At 66.2% G+C, this 14,279-nt stretch carries 11 protein-coding genes; 4 read left to right on the top strand and 7 right to left on the bottom strand.

The genetic code is table 11. The features are described from left to right. Positions 1-218: 218 nt before the first annotated feature. Complete coding sequence (locus WH265_RS02530) at positions 219-761, bottom strand: putative signal transducing protein (protein ID WP_339557222.1); 543 nt, start codon at positions 759-761, stop codon at positions 219-221. A gap of 405 nt (positions 762-1,166) precedes the next feature. Here WH265_RS02530 and WH265_RS02525 point away from each other — a divergent pair, with 405 nt between their 5' ends. The 3 genes from WH265_RS02525 (at position 1,167) to WH265_RS02515 (ending at position 4,183) form a co-directional block, all read left to right on the top strand. After that, positions 1,167-2,054 (top strand): 2-keto-4-pentenoate hydratase, encoded by an 888-nt coding sequence (locus WH265_RS02525; RefSeq protein WP_339557221.1) that lies wholly within the window; start codon positions 1,167-1,169, stop codon positions 2,052-2,054. A gap of 246 nt (positions 2,055-2,300) precedes the next feature. Further along, positions 2,301-3,215, top strand: a complete 915-nt coding sequence (locus WH265_RS02520) for an alpha/beta hydrolase (RefSeq protein WP_339557406.1) — start codon at positions 2,301-2,303, stop codon at positions 3,213-3,215. 59 nt (positions 3,216-3,274) lie between these two features. Continuing rightward, positions 3,275-4,183 (top strand): YbgC/FadM family acyl-CoA thioesterase, encoded by a 909-nt coding sequence (locus WH265_RS02515; RefSeq protein ID WP_339557220.1) that lies wholly within the window; start codon positions 3,275-3,277, stop codon positions 4,181-4,183. A 314-nt stretch (positions 4,184-4,497) separates the two neighbouring features. On the opposite strand, the gene ygfZ is transcribed toward WH265_RS02515, so the two are convergent. Beyond that, a complete protein-coding gene (gene ygfZ / locus WH265_RS02510) occupies positions 4,498-5,418 on the bottom strand; it encodes a CAF17-like 4Fe-4S cluster assembly/insertion protein YgfZ (RefSeq protein WP_339557219.1) in 921 nt (306 codons plus the stop codon). Between the two features lie 61 nt (positions 5,419-5,479). Here ygfZ and mltG point away from each other — a divergent pair, with 61 nt between their 5' ends. Continuing rightward, complete coding sequence (gene mltG / locus WH265_RS02505; protein WP_339557218.1) at positions 5,480-6,454, top strand: endolytic transglycosylase MltG; 975 nt, start codon at positions 5,480-5,482, stop codon at positions 6,452-6,454. 88 nt (positions 6,455-6,542) lie between these two features. Here the strand turns inward: mltG and WH265_RS02500 are convergent, their stop codons facing one another. The 5 genes from WH265_RS02500 to gcvT all read right to left on the bottom strand — a co-directional run bounded on the left by WH265_RS02500 (position 6,543) and on the right by gcvT (position 14,278). Continuing rightward, on the bottom strand, positions 6,543-8,534 hold the full coding sequence (locus WH265_RS02500; RefSeq protein WP_339557217.1) for a diguanylate cyclase domain-containing protein: 1,992 nt from the start codon (positions 8,532-8,534) through the stop codon (positions 6,543-6,545). 246 nt (positions 8,535-8,780) lie between these two features. Then, positions 8,781-9,533: a sulfite exporter TauE/SafE family protein gene (locus WH265_RS02495; protein WP_339557216.1), complete on the bottom strand. Its 753-nt coding sequence runs from the start codon at positions 9,531-9,533 to the stop codon at positions 8,781-8,783. Positions 9,534-9,652: 119 nt separating this feature from the next. Beyond that, entirely contained in the window at positions 9,653-12,553 is a 2,901-nt protein-coding gene (gene gcvP, locus WH265_RS02490; protein ID WP_339557215.1) for an aminomethyl-transferring glycine dehydrogenase, read from the bottom strand. Positions 12,554-12,699: 146 nt separating this feature from the next. Beyond that, positions 12,700-13,074: a glycine cleavage system protein GcvH gene (gene gcvH, locus WH265_RS02485; RefSeq protein WP_021028599.1), complete on the bottom strand. Its 375-nt coding sequence runs from the start codon at positions 13,072-13,074 to the stop codon at positions 12,700-12,702. A gap of 70 nt (positions 13,075-13,144) precedes the next feature. After that, a complete protein-coding gene (gene gcvT, locus WH265_RS02480; RefSeq protein WP_339557214.1) occupies positions 13,145-14,278 on the bottom strand; it encodes a glycine cleavage system aminomethyltransferase GcvT in 1,134 nt (377 codons plus the stop codon). Position 14,279: the final 1 nt, after the last annotated feature.

The following is a 14,279-nucleotide window of genomic DNA, read 5'->3' as shown; positions in this document are numbered from 1 at the left end:
GCGCCATGGTTGGAGCCATTTGCGGGCCGGATGGCCTGTGCGCTTGCAGCGATTTGCAACGAGGCGATTGTCTGCAGTGCGCGGCGGCAGCTGCAGATATTTGGCGGTGTATGCGATTTTTATACCGCAAGGGTATCAATATTTGATACTTTTATTGCGCGCGCAAAGGCCGAGGTAGGCCGGGGCAGACCAGCCGCTGCAGGTGCTGCAGTCGGCGCTCAGCGGCTGCCCGAGGGCGCTGCTGGCGGGTCTTCGCGCTGGGCGGGCGCGGCACCGGGCGCCTGCTGGGCCTGCCCGGCAGCGCCGCCACTGCCAGCGGCATCGGCCTGGGGCACGCCGCCCAGCAGGTAATGCAGGCACAGCGCCAGCAGTGCGGCGCCGGCGGCCCACCAGCAGGGGTACCAACGCGCGGCGTCGCTGTAGCGACCTGGCGCGCCCGCATCCGCGCCCGGATCACAGGCCAGGTCAAGGCGCGGTTCATGGGCGGGCCCTGGCTGCGGCTGATCGGCCAGGCTGGGATCGGCCTGCGCCAGCTCGGCATCGTCGATCAGCGGTGCGCGCTCCCATTCCTCCAGCGCGCGGCGGGCCGGTGCCCAGTCGGCGTCGTCGACCAGCAGACGCACCAGGCTGCCGGCGGGCAGCTCGCCGATCGCGCCTTGCAGGTGCTCGCCACTGACAAAGCTGCTGATGCCATGCTGGCGCAGCACGTCCTGCAGAACATGGGCTTGCACGGCGCTGGCCGGCTCATAAACAGTGCGCATGTTGGGTCTCCTGTTGTGGCTAGGGATCCTCTGCAAAATCCTCGCCCAATGGGATGGACGCGGATCGGGATGAGGCGCAAGGCGTCTTTTGCAGTCAATAGCGAGCTATTGACAAGGAAGACAACGCAGCGGATCGCCCGAGTCCGCGTTTAGACCACGGCAGGGAGTTTTGCAGAGGGTCCCTTGGTCCTGCAAATACTATAGCGTCTGTTGCTTTGTGGCTATGGCGGCATGACCTGCATCAAGCAAAAGGGGGGCCATTGGCGCCAGGCCGGGCGGGCTGCGCGCTTTCCCTAGTCGGGGCGGGCGAGGCGGGTGGTATGTTGGTGTTCGGGGCGGTCTCTGAGATCGTAGACAGGTTCTCTGGCCGCATTCAGAACAGGTACTTGGAACAGGAGACTTTGGATGATGCACCCTGCTTGGCGTTTTCGTCTCTCCCCCCTCTGGCTGGCCGCTGGCCTGGCTGCCGGCGCTGGCATGGCCCAGGCCGCTTGCCTCGATGACGCCCAGGTCGCGCAGTGGCTGCAGGCCTATGAGGCCAAGCAGCCCGTGGCGCCGGCCGCCGCGATGACCGAGGCCGATGGCAGATGCAGCCGCAACAAGCTCAATGCCGCCTGGCTGGCCCAGGGCAAAAAGCCCATTGGCTACAAGGCGGGGCTGACCAGCGCGGCCATGCAAAAGCGCTTTCAGACCGACAAGCCGGTATGGGGTGTGCTGTACGAGGGCGCCCTGCTGCCCAACCGCAGCACCGTGCCTGCCGCCTTTGGCGCGCGCCCGATGTTTGAGGCGGACATGCTGGTGCGCGTCTCCAGCAGTGCCATCAACCGTGCGACTACGCCGCTGCAGGTGCTCAACAACATCGACCGCATCGTCCCCTTTGTCGAGTTGCCTGACTTGGTGGTGGAGAACCCCGCCCAGCTCGATGGCGCGGCCGTCGAGGCGATGAATGTAGGCGCGCGCATGGGCGTGATGGGCAGTGCGATGCCCGTGCCCCAGTTCCGCGCCGAGCGCTATGCGCTGTTGAATGCGCTGCAGAGCATGCAGGTCGATATCACCGACCAGAGCGGCGCGCGGCTGGGTGGCGGGCGCGGCGGCGACCTGATGGGCCAGCCGCTCAATGCCGTGGTCTGGCTCGCGCAAGCCCTCCAGGCCGAAGGGCAGCGGCTCAAGGTGGGCGACTGGATCAGCCTGGGTTCGTACTCGGCCTTGATGCCGCCCCAGCCCGGCCAGCAGATCCGGGTGGAGTACAAGGGGCTCGACGGTGCACAGCCGGTGGAGCTGCGCTTCGAGTAGCTAAGCTCGGCATCCAGCATCTGTGAAGGAGGGCTCTGTCAAGTTGGCAGGGCCTTTTACATGGGTGACCGACATGCCCCGTTGTGAATGGGCAATGGCTGATAATCAGCCGGCCCTGTTCCCCAATTGCGCCCATGCCGGCTGGCTGGGCAACGATGTATGTCTGACGCCTCACCCCGCTCCAAAGCCCATCTCCCCGCCGAACTGTCCATGCCTGCCGATGTGATCGCCGAGCTGACTCCCACGATGCGCAGCGTGGTCGAGCGCATGGCCCGCGCCCAGCACACCCCCATGTGGGAGATGACGGTGCAAGAGGCGCGCCAGGCCTACGGCATTGGCGCCGGGGTGCTGGAGATTGCCAAGCCCGAGCTGGCGCGCGTTGAGGACTTGCATATCCCTGCGCGCGATGGTTTTCAGATCCCGGCGCGGCTCTACGCCGCCAGCTGGGACCCGCTGCAGCCGGTCTTGCTCTTCACCCATGGCGGGGGCTTTACGATCGGTAGCGTGGACACGCATGACACACTGTGCCGCGAGCTGGCCCACCTGGCTTGCTGCATGGTCGTCTCGGTGGACTACCGCCTGGCGCCCGAACACCGCTTTCCCACCGCCAGCAACGATGCCTGGGATGCCCTGCAGTGGCTGGCAGCCGAAGGCATGGCGCTGGGGGCCGATACCGGCCGCCTGGCAGTGGGCGGCGACAGCGCAGGCGGCACCTTGGCGGCAGTCAATGCGATTCTCGCGCGCGATGCCGGTATCGACCTGGCCTTGCAGCTGCTGATCTACCCCGGTTGCGCGGCGCACCAGGATACGCCCTCGCATGCGCGCTACAGCCAGGGGCCCATTCTAACCAAGCCGATGATCAGCTGGATGTTCAGCAACTACCTGCGCACGCTGACCGACCGCGACGACTGGCGTTTTGCGCCCTTGCTGGCGCCCGATCTGCGCGGCCTGGCCCCTGCCAGCATCCACCTGGCGCAATGCGATTCGCTGGTGGACGAGGGCGTCATGTATGCCGAGCGCTTGCGCGCTGCCGGCGTCGATGTGGAGCTGCACACCTATGCCGGCGTCGCCCATGAGTTTGTGAAAATGGGCCGCGCGCTCAAGGAAGCACGGGCCTGCCATGCGCAGATGGCCCAGGCGCTGCGCGCAGCCTTTGACTGAGCGCGGCGCTGCAGCCAGCCCGTTTCTTGATGGCCAATTTTTAGAATACCGACAACACCATGAGCAACTCCCAGACCCTGTTCGACACCCCCGCCACCAGCCTGGCCGATTTTCGCTGCCGCAGCCGCCAGCGCGTGCGCTGGTCCGAGGTCGATCTGCAGAAAGTGGTCTTCAATGCCCATTACCTGAGCTATGTGGACATTGCGATGTCCGAGTACTGGCGCCAGCTGGCCGTGCCATACGAGGAGGGCATGCAGCGCCTGGGCGGCGAGCTGTTCCTGCGCGCCTCGCAGCTGGAGTTCCATGCCTCGGCGCGCCTGGACGATGTGATCGACATCGGCCTGCGCGTGGCCAAGCTGGGCAACACCTCGGTGCAGTACGAGGCGGCCATCTACTGTGCGGGCAAGTTGCTGGCGACGGCGACGATGGTCTATGTGTTTGCCGACAGCGCGCAGCAGCCCCAGCCGCTGCCCGAGGCCTACCGCCGCATGGTGCAGCGCTTTGAAGCGGGCGAAGAGATGGTGGAGTTGAAGACCGGCAGCTGGAATGTGCTGGGCCAGGAGGCGATGCGCCTGCGCATGCAGGTCTTTGTACGCGAGCAGGGCATCCCTGCCGAGATCGAGGCCGATGCCTTTGATGTGAGCGCGCTGCATGCGGTGGCGCTCAATGGCCTGGGCATGTGCGTGGCCACCGGCCGCATGCTGCCCAGCGCGCAGGAAGAGCACCGAGCCGATGGGATGCGCATTGGCCGCATGGCCGTGGCCAAGCCGCTGCGCGGTGGCAGCCTGGGCCGCCAGGTGCTCGATGCCTTGGTGGACGCTGCCGCGCGCCAGGGCAAGCGGCAGGTGGAGCTGCATGCGCAGCGCACGGCCGAGAACTTCTACCGCCGCGCGGGCTTCACGGTGGTCGGCGAGCCCTACGAGGAAGCGGGCATTGCCCATATCTCGATGCAGAAAACCCTGCGCTGACCGAGGGCGGGCCCCCTGGTCTAGCCAATGGCCCTATGCAGCGATTCGATAATTTGGCCAATAAAAAGCCGGGTCTGGTTTCCCAGACCCGGCAAGTGTGATGGTCAAGATGCGCTTGAGTAGTTGTTCCGTCATGCTTGCAGAGGCTGCTTGGACGGCTCCTGCTTGCAAAGTCCTGCAATTTTAGCAAATTACGGCGCAAATGCCATAAAAATTCTGTAACGGCTGCCGGGGCGCTCTTTTGGCCTGAGAAATTGTCGTATTTGTGATGAAGCAGACAGTTACCACTGTCTTGGGAGATAACAAATACGCGCTCAGATGTCTTCCTTCAGCGCATAGGGCAGGCTGAGCAGCTGCAGGGCCGCGCCGGTGCTGCTGCCCAGGTGCAGCGGCTCGTTGGCGGCCGCAATCTGCATCGAGACCAGGGCTTCGAAACCCGATGCGCTGGCAGCGGCCTGAACCACGGTGCCCACCGGCTGGCTGTCGTCGCTGGCGGCAAAGACCTCCTGGCCCGGCTGGGGCTGCGTGGCCGAGGCGAGCCGGTACATGCGGCGCTTGAGGGTGCCGCGGAACTGGCTGCGTGCCACCACTTCCTGGCCGGGGTAGCAGCCTTTTTTGAAGCTCACGCCGTCGACCGATTCAAAGTTCAGCATCTGGGGCACAAAGGCATCGACCACCGGCGTGGTGATCAACGGCACACCGGCTTGCACCATGGACAGCTGCCAGGCCTGCGCGCTGATCGCGGGGCTGGCCGTGGCCTGCGCGGGCAGGGCGCTGCCCGCAGGGGCGGCGAGCAGCGCGCGGCTCTCGCCGTCTGCGGCATAGAGGCGCACCACGGAAGCATCCTCCAGCGCAAGCACTTGCCAGGGCGCCAGGTTGCGCGCTTCGGCGGGCACGGCATCACCGGCCAGGCCCAGCAGTTGCACGGCCTCGGTGGCATCGCTCAGCTTGCACTTGGCGCGCAGCACAAACATCGACAGGCGTTTGAGCGTGGCGGGCAGCACATCGCGGCTGGTGAGCAGCCAGAACTCGTCTGGGCTGCGCTTGATCACAATAAAGCTGGCCTGCATACGGCCCTTGGCCGACAGAAAGGCCGCCAGCCTGGCCTGGCCGACGGGCAGCAACTGCACATCATGGCTGAGCTGGCCCTGCAAAAAGCTGGCGGCATCGGTGCCCTCGGCGCGGATAACGCCCAAATGCTGGAGCGAAAGGTGTCCCTGTAATGCTTGAGTCATGGGGTGAATTATGATGCTCGCTCCATTGCACGGAGGCGGTAGGGTTGTGAAGCGTTTATTCATGTTGATTGTTGTGCTGGCACTGGCCGCTGCCGGTGCGGGCTATGTCTGGTTGAACCAGCCGCTGGCCCTGGGCAAAGGCGGCACGACCGCAGAGCTGGAGATTGAGCCGGGCACCTCGCCGCGTGCGGTGGCCCAGGCGGTGCAGGCCGTGGGCATCGAGGTGAATCCGGATCTGCTGTACTGGTGGTTCCGCCTCTCGGGCCAGGACCGCAAGATCCGCGCCGGCAACTACGAGATACCTGCCGGCACGACGCCGCGCAGCCTGCTGGCGCGCCTGGTGCGCGGTGAAGACAGCCAGCGCGTGCTGACCATTGTCGAAGGCTGGAACCTGCGCCAGGTGCGTGCGGCCCTGGCCAAGGAAGAGCACCTGCGCCACGACACGGCAGCCATGACGCCCGAGGAGATCATGGCAGCGCTGGGCCGGCCCGATATGCCGGCCGAAGGCCGGTTTTTCCCCGATACCTATGCGTTTTCCAAGGGCAGCAGCGATCTGGCCTTGATGCGCCGCGCGATGCTGGCGATGGACAAGCGGCTCGAAGCGGTCTGGTCGCTCAATCCCTCGGACAGCCCGCTCAAGAGCCCGCAGGATTTGCTGACGCTAGCCAGCATTGTCGAGAAGGAAACCGGGCGAGCCGAGGACCGGGCGATGGTGGCAGGGGTTTTCATCAACCGCCTGCGCATCGGCATGCTGCTGCAGACGGACCCGACCGTCATCTACGGCCTGGGTGAAAAATTCGATGGCAATCTGCGCAAGCGCGACCTGCAGACCGATACGCCCTGGAACACCTATACCCGCGCCGGCTTGCCGCCCACGCCGATCGCCATGCCCGGCAAGGCCTCGCTGATGGCCGCCATCCAGCCCGAGAACACCAAGGCGCTGTACTTTGTCGCCAAGGGCGATGGCAGCAGCCATTTCAGCCAGAGCCTGGACGAGCACAACCGCGCGGTGAACACCTATATCCGTGGCAAGTAGTCGCGGGCACTGGCGCCAGCCGGACCGATGAGAGAAGCCAGCCATAGCGCTGGCTTTTTCGTTTCAGCGCGGGCAGGGGGCCTGCGTGTTATGGGCTGCTGCTGCCCAGCGCCTCGGTGTAGAACGCATAGCGCCCCCGGCCTTGCTGCTTGGCCTGGTAGAGCGCCCTGTCGGCCTTGCGCAGCAGGCCGTCCGGGTCTTGCGTGTCAGAGGGCTGGGTCAGCAGCGCGATGCCCACGGACACACCAATGCTGACCCGCTGGCCTTCGATCACATAGTCGGCACTGAGCTTGTCGATCACCCGCTGGGCCAGGCTGGCAGCGGCTTGTGCCGATGAGGCGTTTTGCACGATGCAAAATTCGTCACCGCCCATGCGCACCACCAGGTCGGTGTCGCGCAGCAGCTCACGCAGGCGCTCGGCCACCGCGCACAGCAGCGCGTCGCCGGTGGCGTGGCCGAGGGTGTCATTGACCTGTTTGAAGCGGTCCAGATCCAGATACAGCAAGGCGCCAGCGGTGCCGCCTGGCGTGCAGATCGGCTTTTGCAGCAGGCTGCGGTTGGGCAGGCCGGTGAGCGGGTCGTGCAGCGCCAGGTAGGCGACCTCGGCCTGCGCACGCTTGCGGTCGTCCACGTCTTCGAGCACGCCCAGCCATTCGCTGATGCGCTGCTGCTCATCCACAATGGCGGCGCCCCGGGCGCGCATCCAGCGCCAGGCGCCGTCCTGGGTGCGCAGGCGCAACTCCACATCCAAGGTGTGGCGGTGGTCGGTCAACAGCGGCACGGCCTGGTTTTGCAGCTGCGCGGCGTCTTCGGGGTGCACATGGCGCAGCCAGCCCAGCTGCAGTGCCTGCGCATCGGGCGCGCCACCCAGGGCCTGCCAACCGACGATGGACAGCGCGCGGCCTTTGGCATCGAGGCTCCACTGCACCGAAGCGCCGGCATGGGCCAAGGTGCGGGCACGCTGCTCGCTGGCGGCCAGCGCAGCGGCCACCTGTTTTTGTGCGGCCAAGGTCGACTCGATGCGCGCGCGTGCACGGCTGAGGCTCTGGCGCAGTATTTCATACTCCTGCACCACCAGCACCTGGCCGTCGCCGGTGGCTGCGGCATAGGACGCGCCGGTGCGCGTGCTGATGGTCAGCTGGCGGATGGGGCGCAGCAACTGGCGTGAGACCCAGGCGCAGAGCAGGCCCGCAATGGCCAGCGCGGACAGGCTGGCCAGCACGATATGGATGACGGGCGTTTGCCAGCGGGCGTTGAAGGCTTGCAATGGTTCGCCGGCAACCACCACCCAGCCGGGCGTCTTGGGCAGTTGGTAGAAGCTGAAGATCACCTGGCCGCCATCGGCACGCAGGGCCTCGAAGCTGCCCCGGTGGGCACCCACGGCCTGCAGCCTGGCCCAGTCGGGCACGGTGGTGCCGATAAAGCGCTCGGCCTGGGCCGAGCGCGCCAGTATCCGGCCCTCGCCATCGGTGATGGCCATCAGCACGCTATCGCTGGTCTGGCTGGGCGCGATGCTCACCACCTCGGCCGGTGGCGTGGTCAGCACCAGCACCTGGGGCGATGCAGCGGCCACGCGCACCGCCATCGCCACTGTCGCCTGGCCGTCCTGGAAGAAAAGCTGTGAAAAAGCCGGCGCACTGCTGCGCAGTGCCTCATCGGCCAGCGCCCGCTGGATCGGCTGCAGCGCGGGCGCTGCCGACGAGGCCATGTCGGGTTGCTCCTGGGCCGGGCGCAGCAGCACCAGGCTGCTGGGCGCCGCCATACCGGTCAGGCGCAGCCAGCGGTCCAGCGCGCGGGGCGAGGAGAAGTTGCCATCTGCCGCAAAGGACTGCAGCATGCTGGCGCGGTTGAGCAGGTCGGACTCGGCTGCCTGGCCCAGGTTGCTGGTGATGTCGAGCATGCGGTTGAGGCTGCTGTCCCGGTAGGACTGGGCCACATGCTGCACCGTGTAGATGCCTGCGGCCAAGATGGGCAGCGCCGCTGCCAGCATCAGCAGCACCAGGTAGGTGCTCAGCGAGCGCGCACCGGCCACCATGGACTCCATGGCTGGGCCATTGGTGTCCATTCCTTCAGCGGGCAAAAGGGTCTGGGGGTGTGGTGAGGGCATGGGTTGGGGTGTGTCCTTTCCCACGGCGCAGGGCCAGATGCGGACACCGGTCTGGCCTGGGCTGGACAGAGGCCGACTGGATTATCGGGGCTGGCCCGGGGCTTTTTCAGCGCCAGCGAGGGACTCTGACAATTGTTATAGGAGTGCTTTGCCCGTCCCTGAGAGGCCGGGCATGGGTGATGCCGGGTCTGTCACTTATTCGCAACAGCCCAAGCCCCGTCAAGCCCAGTTCGAAGCCAGCATGGCCAAGCCCGCGAGGGTCAGCAGGCCCAGCACCACGCGTTTGAAAGTCACATCGCTGATGCGCTCATAGAGCCGCGCGCCCCACAGCGAGGGCAGCACCATGGCCGGCAGCGCCAGCGCCAGCTGCGGCAGCATGCGCTGGCTCACCAGGCCCGTGCCCACATAGCTGGCAAAGGTGACGGCCAGCATCGTGAGGTTGAAGTTCTGGATCACCTGGCGCTGGGTGTCGCGCGCCATGCCGGTGATCTGGCACCACAAGGTGGGCACCACGCCCGAAAAACCACCCAGCGCCGCCATGGCCCCGCCGGCCAGCCCCGCCAGCCCATTGGCCAGCGCACGCCCGGGGCCCTGGCTGAGCCGCCCCGATACGATGCCGCCCAGCCGGTGGGAGAAGGCCATCAGCGGGCAGAAGACGACCAGCAGCGCGCCCAGCACGGTCTTGAACAGCTGGGCATCGAGCATGGGCAGCAGCTGCAGGCCCAGCGGCAGGCCGCACAGCCCGCCCAGCAAGAAGGGCCAGAGCATGCGGCCGTCAAAACCGCGCCGCACCTTGAGCGCCTGGATGATCTGCCCGCACAGACCACCAAACACCGCCAGCACCGCCGCGAGCGAGGGCTCCAGGGTCCAGGCCCACAGAGCCATGGCCGTCATGCTGTAGCCAAAGCCCGAGAGGCCCTGCACAAAGCCGGCGAGCGCTGCACCCATGACGATGATGAGGATGCTGTCCATGCCAAGAAGTCTCCGCGCTCGGGTGCAGTCCCGGGCTGATTTTTGCTGATGGAGGAAGAGACGTAAAAAAGCGACCCGCTGGGGTCGCTTCGGAACAAGCCCGAAGGCTATCTTAAGACTTAAGCCGAGGTGCCGTAGCTGTCCAGCGGCACGCAGCTGCAAAACAGGTTGCGGTCGCCATAGACATTGTCGACACGGCCGACGGGGCTCCAGTACTTGGCGCGGCGCAGCGCGGGCACCGGGTAGGCGGCAGCCTCGCGGCTGTAGCCGTGGCTCCAGTCGCTCGCCAGCAGGGTCTCGGCGGTGTGGGGCGCGTTCTTGAGCAGGTTGTCATCCTGCGCGGCGCGGCCCGCTTCAATGTCGGCGATCTCGCCACGGATGGCGATCATCGCTGCGATGAAGCGGTCCAGCTCGTAGAGGCTCTCGCTCTCGGTGGGCTCGACCATCAAGGTGTTTGGCACCGGGAACGACAAGGTCGGCGCGTGGAAGCCATAGTCGATCAGGCGCTTGGCGACGTCCTCGGCCATCACGCCGCAGCTGTCCTTGAAGTGGCGCAGATCCAGAATGCACTCATGCGCCACATGGCCGTGCTCACCGGCGTACAGGGTCGGGAAGTGGGCTTCCAGGCGCTTGCTGATGTAGTTGGCGTTCAGGATCGCCGTCTCGGTGGCGCGCTTGAGGCCGGGCTCGCCCATCATGCGGATGTACATCCAGCTGATCGGCAGCACGGCGGCATTGCCCAGCGGCGCGGCGCTGACGGCGCCCACCTTGCCAGGGACACCTGCCGTGGCATGGCCGGGCAGGAAGGGCACCAGGTCTTCGACCACGCAGACGGGACCGACGCCCGGGCCGCCACCGCCGTGGGGAATGCAGAAGGTCTTGTGCAGGTTCAGGTGGCTGACATCGCCGCCGAACTCACCCGGTGCGGCCAGGCCGACCTGGGCGTTCATGTTCGCGCCGTCCACATAGACGCGGCCGCCATGGCTGTGCACCAGTTGGCACAGCTCCTTCACCTGGGTCTCGAACACGCCGTGCGTGCTGGGGTAGGTGATCATGATGCAGGCCAGGTTGGCGCTGTGCTTTTCGCAGGCCAGTTGCAGGTCGGCCATGTCCACGTTGCCGTTCTCATCGCACTTGGTGACCACCACCTGCAGACCCACCATCTGCGCGCTGGCCGGGTTGGTGCCGTGGGCGCTGCTGGGGATCAGGCAGATATTGCGGTGCGCCTCGCCCTTGGAGGCGTGGTAGGCCTTGATGGCGAGCAGGCCGGCGTACTCGCCTTGCGAGCCCGCATTGGGCTGCAGGCTGATGCCGGCGTAGCCGGTGGCCTGGCACAGCCATTCGCGCAGCTGGGCATCGAGCAGCGCATAGCCTTGCAGCTGGTCGGCCGGGGCAAAGGGGTGCATGTTGGCAAACTCGGGCCAGGTGATGGGGATCATCTCGCTGGTCGCGTTGAGCTTCATCGTGCAGCTGCCCAGCGGGATCATGCTGCGGTCGAGCGCCAGGTCCTTGTCCGACAGGCTGCGGATGTAGCGCAGCATCGCGGTCTCGGAATGGTGGGTGTTGAACACCGGGTGGGTCAGGTAGGTGCTGGTGCGCTGCAGTGCTTCGGGGATCAGCGAGGTGCTGCCTTCGTCCATGGCCTCGATGTTGGGCAGGGCCTGGCCAGGCTGGGCGAAGATGCTCCAGATCAGTTCCACATCGGCGCGGCTGGAGGTTTCGTCCAGGCTGATGCACAGGTACTCGCCCCAGGCCTTGCGCAGGTTGGCGCCCTGGGCCAGTGCGCGGGCGAGGATGGCGTCCGTGGCGTCCTTGGTGTGCAGCGACAAGGTGTCGAAAGCGCTGTCATGGTGGCGGGCGCTAAAGCCCAGCGCCGCCAGGCCACGGCTCAGGATAGCGGTCAGGCGTGCCACGCGCTGGGCAATGCGCTTGAGGCCGGCCGGGCCGTGGTAGACCGCGTACATGCTGGCGATCACCGCCGGCAGCACCTGGGCGGTACAGATATTGGAGGTGGCCTTTTCGCGGCGGATATGCTGCTCGCGCGTCTGCAGCGCCAGGCGGTAGGCCGGGTTGCCATGCACATCGACGCTGACCCCTACCAGGCGGCCTGGCAGCGAGCGCTTGTAGTCATCGCGGCAGGCCATGAAGGCGGCGTGCGGGCCGCCGGCGCCCATGGGCATGCCAAAGCGCTGGCTGTTGCCCACGACGATGTCGGCACCCCATTCGCCAGGCGGCGTGAGCAGGGTCAGCGCCAGCAGATCGGTGGCCACAATCGCGGCGGCCTGCTTGGCATGGATGGCATCGACGTCGGCCTTCCAGTCCACAATCCAGCCGCTTGAGGCCGGGTACTGGATGACGGCGGCAAACAGCTCGCCGGCCAGAGCCGATTCCCATTCGTCCTTGCTGTTGGCCACCAGCACCTCCAGGCCCAGCGGCGCGGCACGGGTCTGGATGACTTCAATGGTCTGGGGATGCAGATCACCGGCCAGCACGATGCGGTTGCTCTTGGACTTGACCGAGCGCTTGGCCAGCGTCATGGCCTCAGCAGCGGCGGTGGCTTCATCCAGCATCGAGGCATTGGCGATGGGCATGCCGGTCAGGTCGCAGACCATGGTCTGGAAGTTGACCAGCGCTTCCATGCGGCCTTGCGAGATTTCGGCCTGGTAGGGCGTGTAGGCGGTGTACCAGGCGGGGTTCTCGAGGATATTGCGCAAAATCACGCCAGGCGTGAAGGTGCCGTAGTAGCCCTGGCCGATAAAGCTCTTGAGCACCTGGTTCTTGCTGGCCAGGACCTTGAGTTCGGCCAGCGCGGCCGCTTCGGTCACGGGCTCGGGCAGGTCCATCGGCTTGCTGCGCACGATGGAGGCGGGCAGCACCTTCTCGATCAGCGCATCGAGCGAGGGCAGGCCCAAGGCCGCCAGCATGCTGGCCTCGTCGGCGCTGCCGGGGCCAATGTGGCGGGCGATGAATTCACTGGCGTTTTCCAGCGCGGCGAGGGGCTCTTTGGAGGGCATCAGCATGGTCCGAGGCGGTGTAAATGGAGGGGTTGGGGCTGGCGCGGTATCAAAGAGCGCTGGCAGCGAGGAAAAAAGTGGGTCAGCCTGAGGGCTGGTCTGCTGGTGGCCCGCAAAATGTTCAGTGGCAGGCCAGCAGCAGGGCCAGGGCGTCAGGCGTTGGCGGCGAAGTCGTTGTAGGCGGTCTCGTCCAGCAGCGCGTCGAGCTGGGACACATCGCTCAGCTTGACCTTGAAGAACCAGCCGCTGTTGAGCGGGTCGGAGTTGGCGAGCGACGGGTCGTTGCGCAGCGCTTCGTTGACTTCGACGATCTCGCCGGTCACCGGCATGAAGACGTCAGCGGCGGCCTTGACGGACTCGACCACACCGGCGACATCGCCCTGGTTGAAGGAGGCGCCGACTTCAGGCAGATCGACAAACACCACATCGCCCAGCGCGTCTTGCGCATGGACGGTGATGCCGACGATGGCGGCATTGGTGTCGGCGCTGTTGATCCATTCGTGGTCGCGGGAGAACTTGATCGTCATAGGAATACTCCAGTTTTGTAGGCTTGAATTGTGCTCAGGCGGGTGCGGGCAGCCGCACCCAGCAGCTACTTTAGCCGCGGAAATAGCGGGGAGGGACAAAAGGCATGGCCACCACCTCAACGGGCACCGCTTTGCCGCGCACCATCGCATGCAGCTGGGTGCCGATGGCCGCCAAAGCGGGTTCCACATAGGCCATGGCAATCGGCTTGTCGATGGTCGGGGCCAGCAGGCCGCTGGTGGTCACGCCGACCACTTGGCCAGCCAGGTTGCGAATCTCGACCTGCTCGCGCACGGGAATGCGCTCTTGCGCCACCAGGCCGACGCGCTTGCGGGTCAGGCTGGCGGGGGTGTCTATCTGCGCGAGTACCTTGTCCGCACCGGGAAAGCCGCCAGCGCGCGCACCGCCGCTGCGGCGTACCTTCTGGATCGCCCAGTTCAGGCCCGCCTCGGGTGGGGTGGTGCTGGCATCGAGGTCGCTGCCGTAGAGGCACAGGCCTGCTTCCAGGCGCAGCGAGTTGCGCGCGCCCAGGCCGATGGGCTGCACTTCTGGCTGGGCCAGCAGCTTGCGCGCCAGCGCCTCGGCCTCGTGGCCGGCCACCGAAATCTCGAAGCCGTCCTCGCCGGTGTAGCCACTGCGGGTGATAAAGCAGGCAATGCCGTCCACATCAAAATCGCCACCGGTCATGAACACCAGTTGCTCGACACCGGGTGCCAGACGGGCCAGCGCGGTGGCCGCCTGGGGGCCTTGCAAGGCCAGCAGGCCCTGGTCGGGCAGGGGCAGCACCTGGCAGCGCTGGCCGATGCGTTCGCGGATCAGTGCCATATCTGCCACCTTGCAGGCGCCGTTGACGATGACAAACAGCTCCTGCTCCGAGACGCGGAAGAACATCAGGTCATCGACGATACCGCCCTCGTCATTGAGCAGCAGGCCGTAGCGCTGCTTGCCAATGGCCAGGTCGATCACATCGACGGGCACCAGGGTTTCAAAGGCAGCGGCCGCGTCGGGGCCGATCAGGCGCAGCTGGCCCATGTGGGAGACATCAAACAGGCCTGCTGCCGTGCGGGTGTGCTTGTGTTCGGCGATCAGGCCTTGCGGGTACTGCACGGGCATGGAGTAGCCGGCAAAGGGCACCATGCGGGCGCCCAGCTCGATGTGCAGGGCGTTCAAAGGGGTGGACAGCAGGGCGGATGCGTTGGCGGACATG

The sequence above is a fragment of the Comamonas sp. MYb396 genome (genome assembly GCF_037479555.1).
Classification (GTDB): Bacteria; Pseudomonadota; Gammaproteobacteria; order Burkholderiales; family Burkholderiaceae_C; genus Comamonas.
This window is presented reverse-complemented; position numbering and strand designations above follow the sequence as displayed.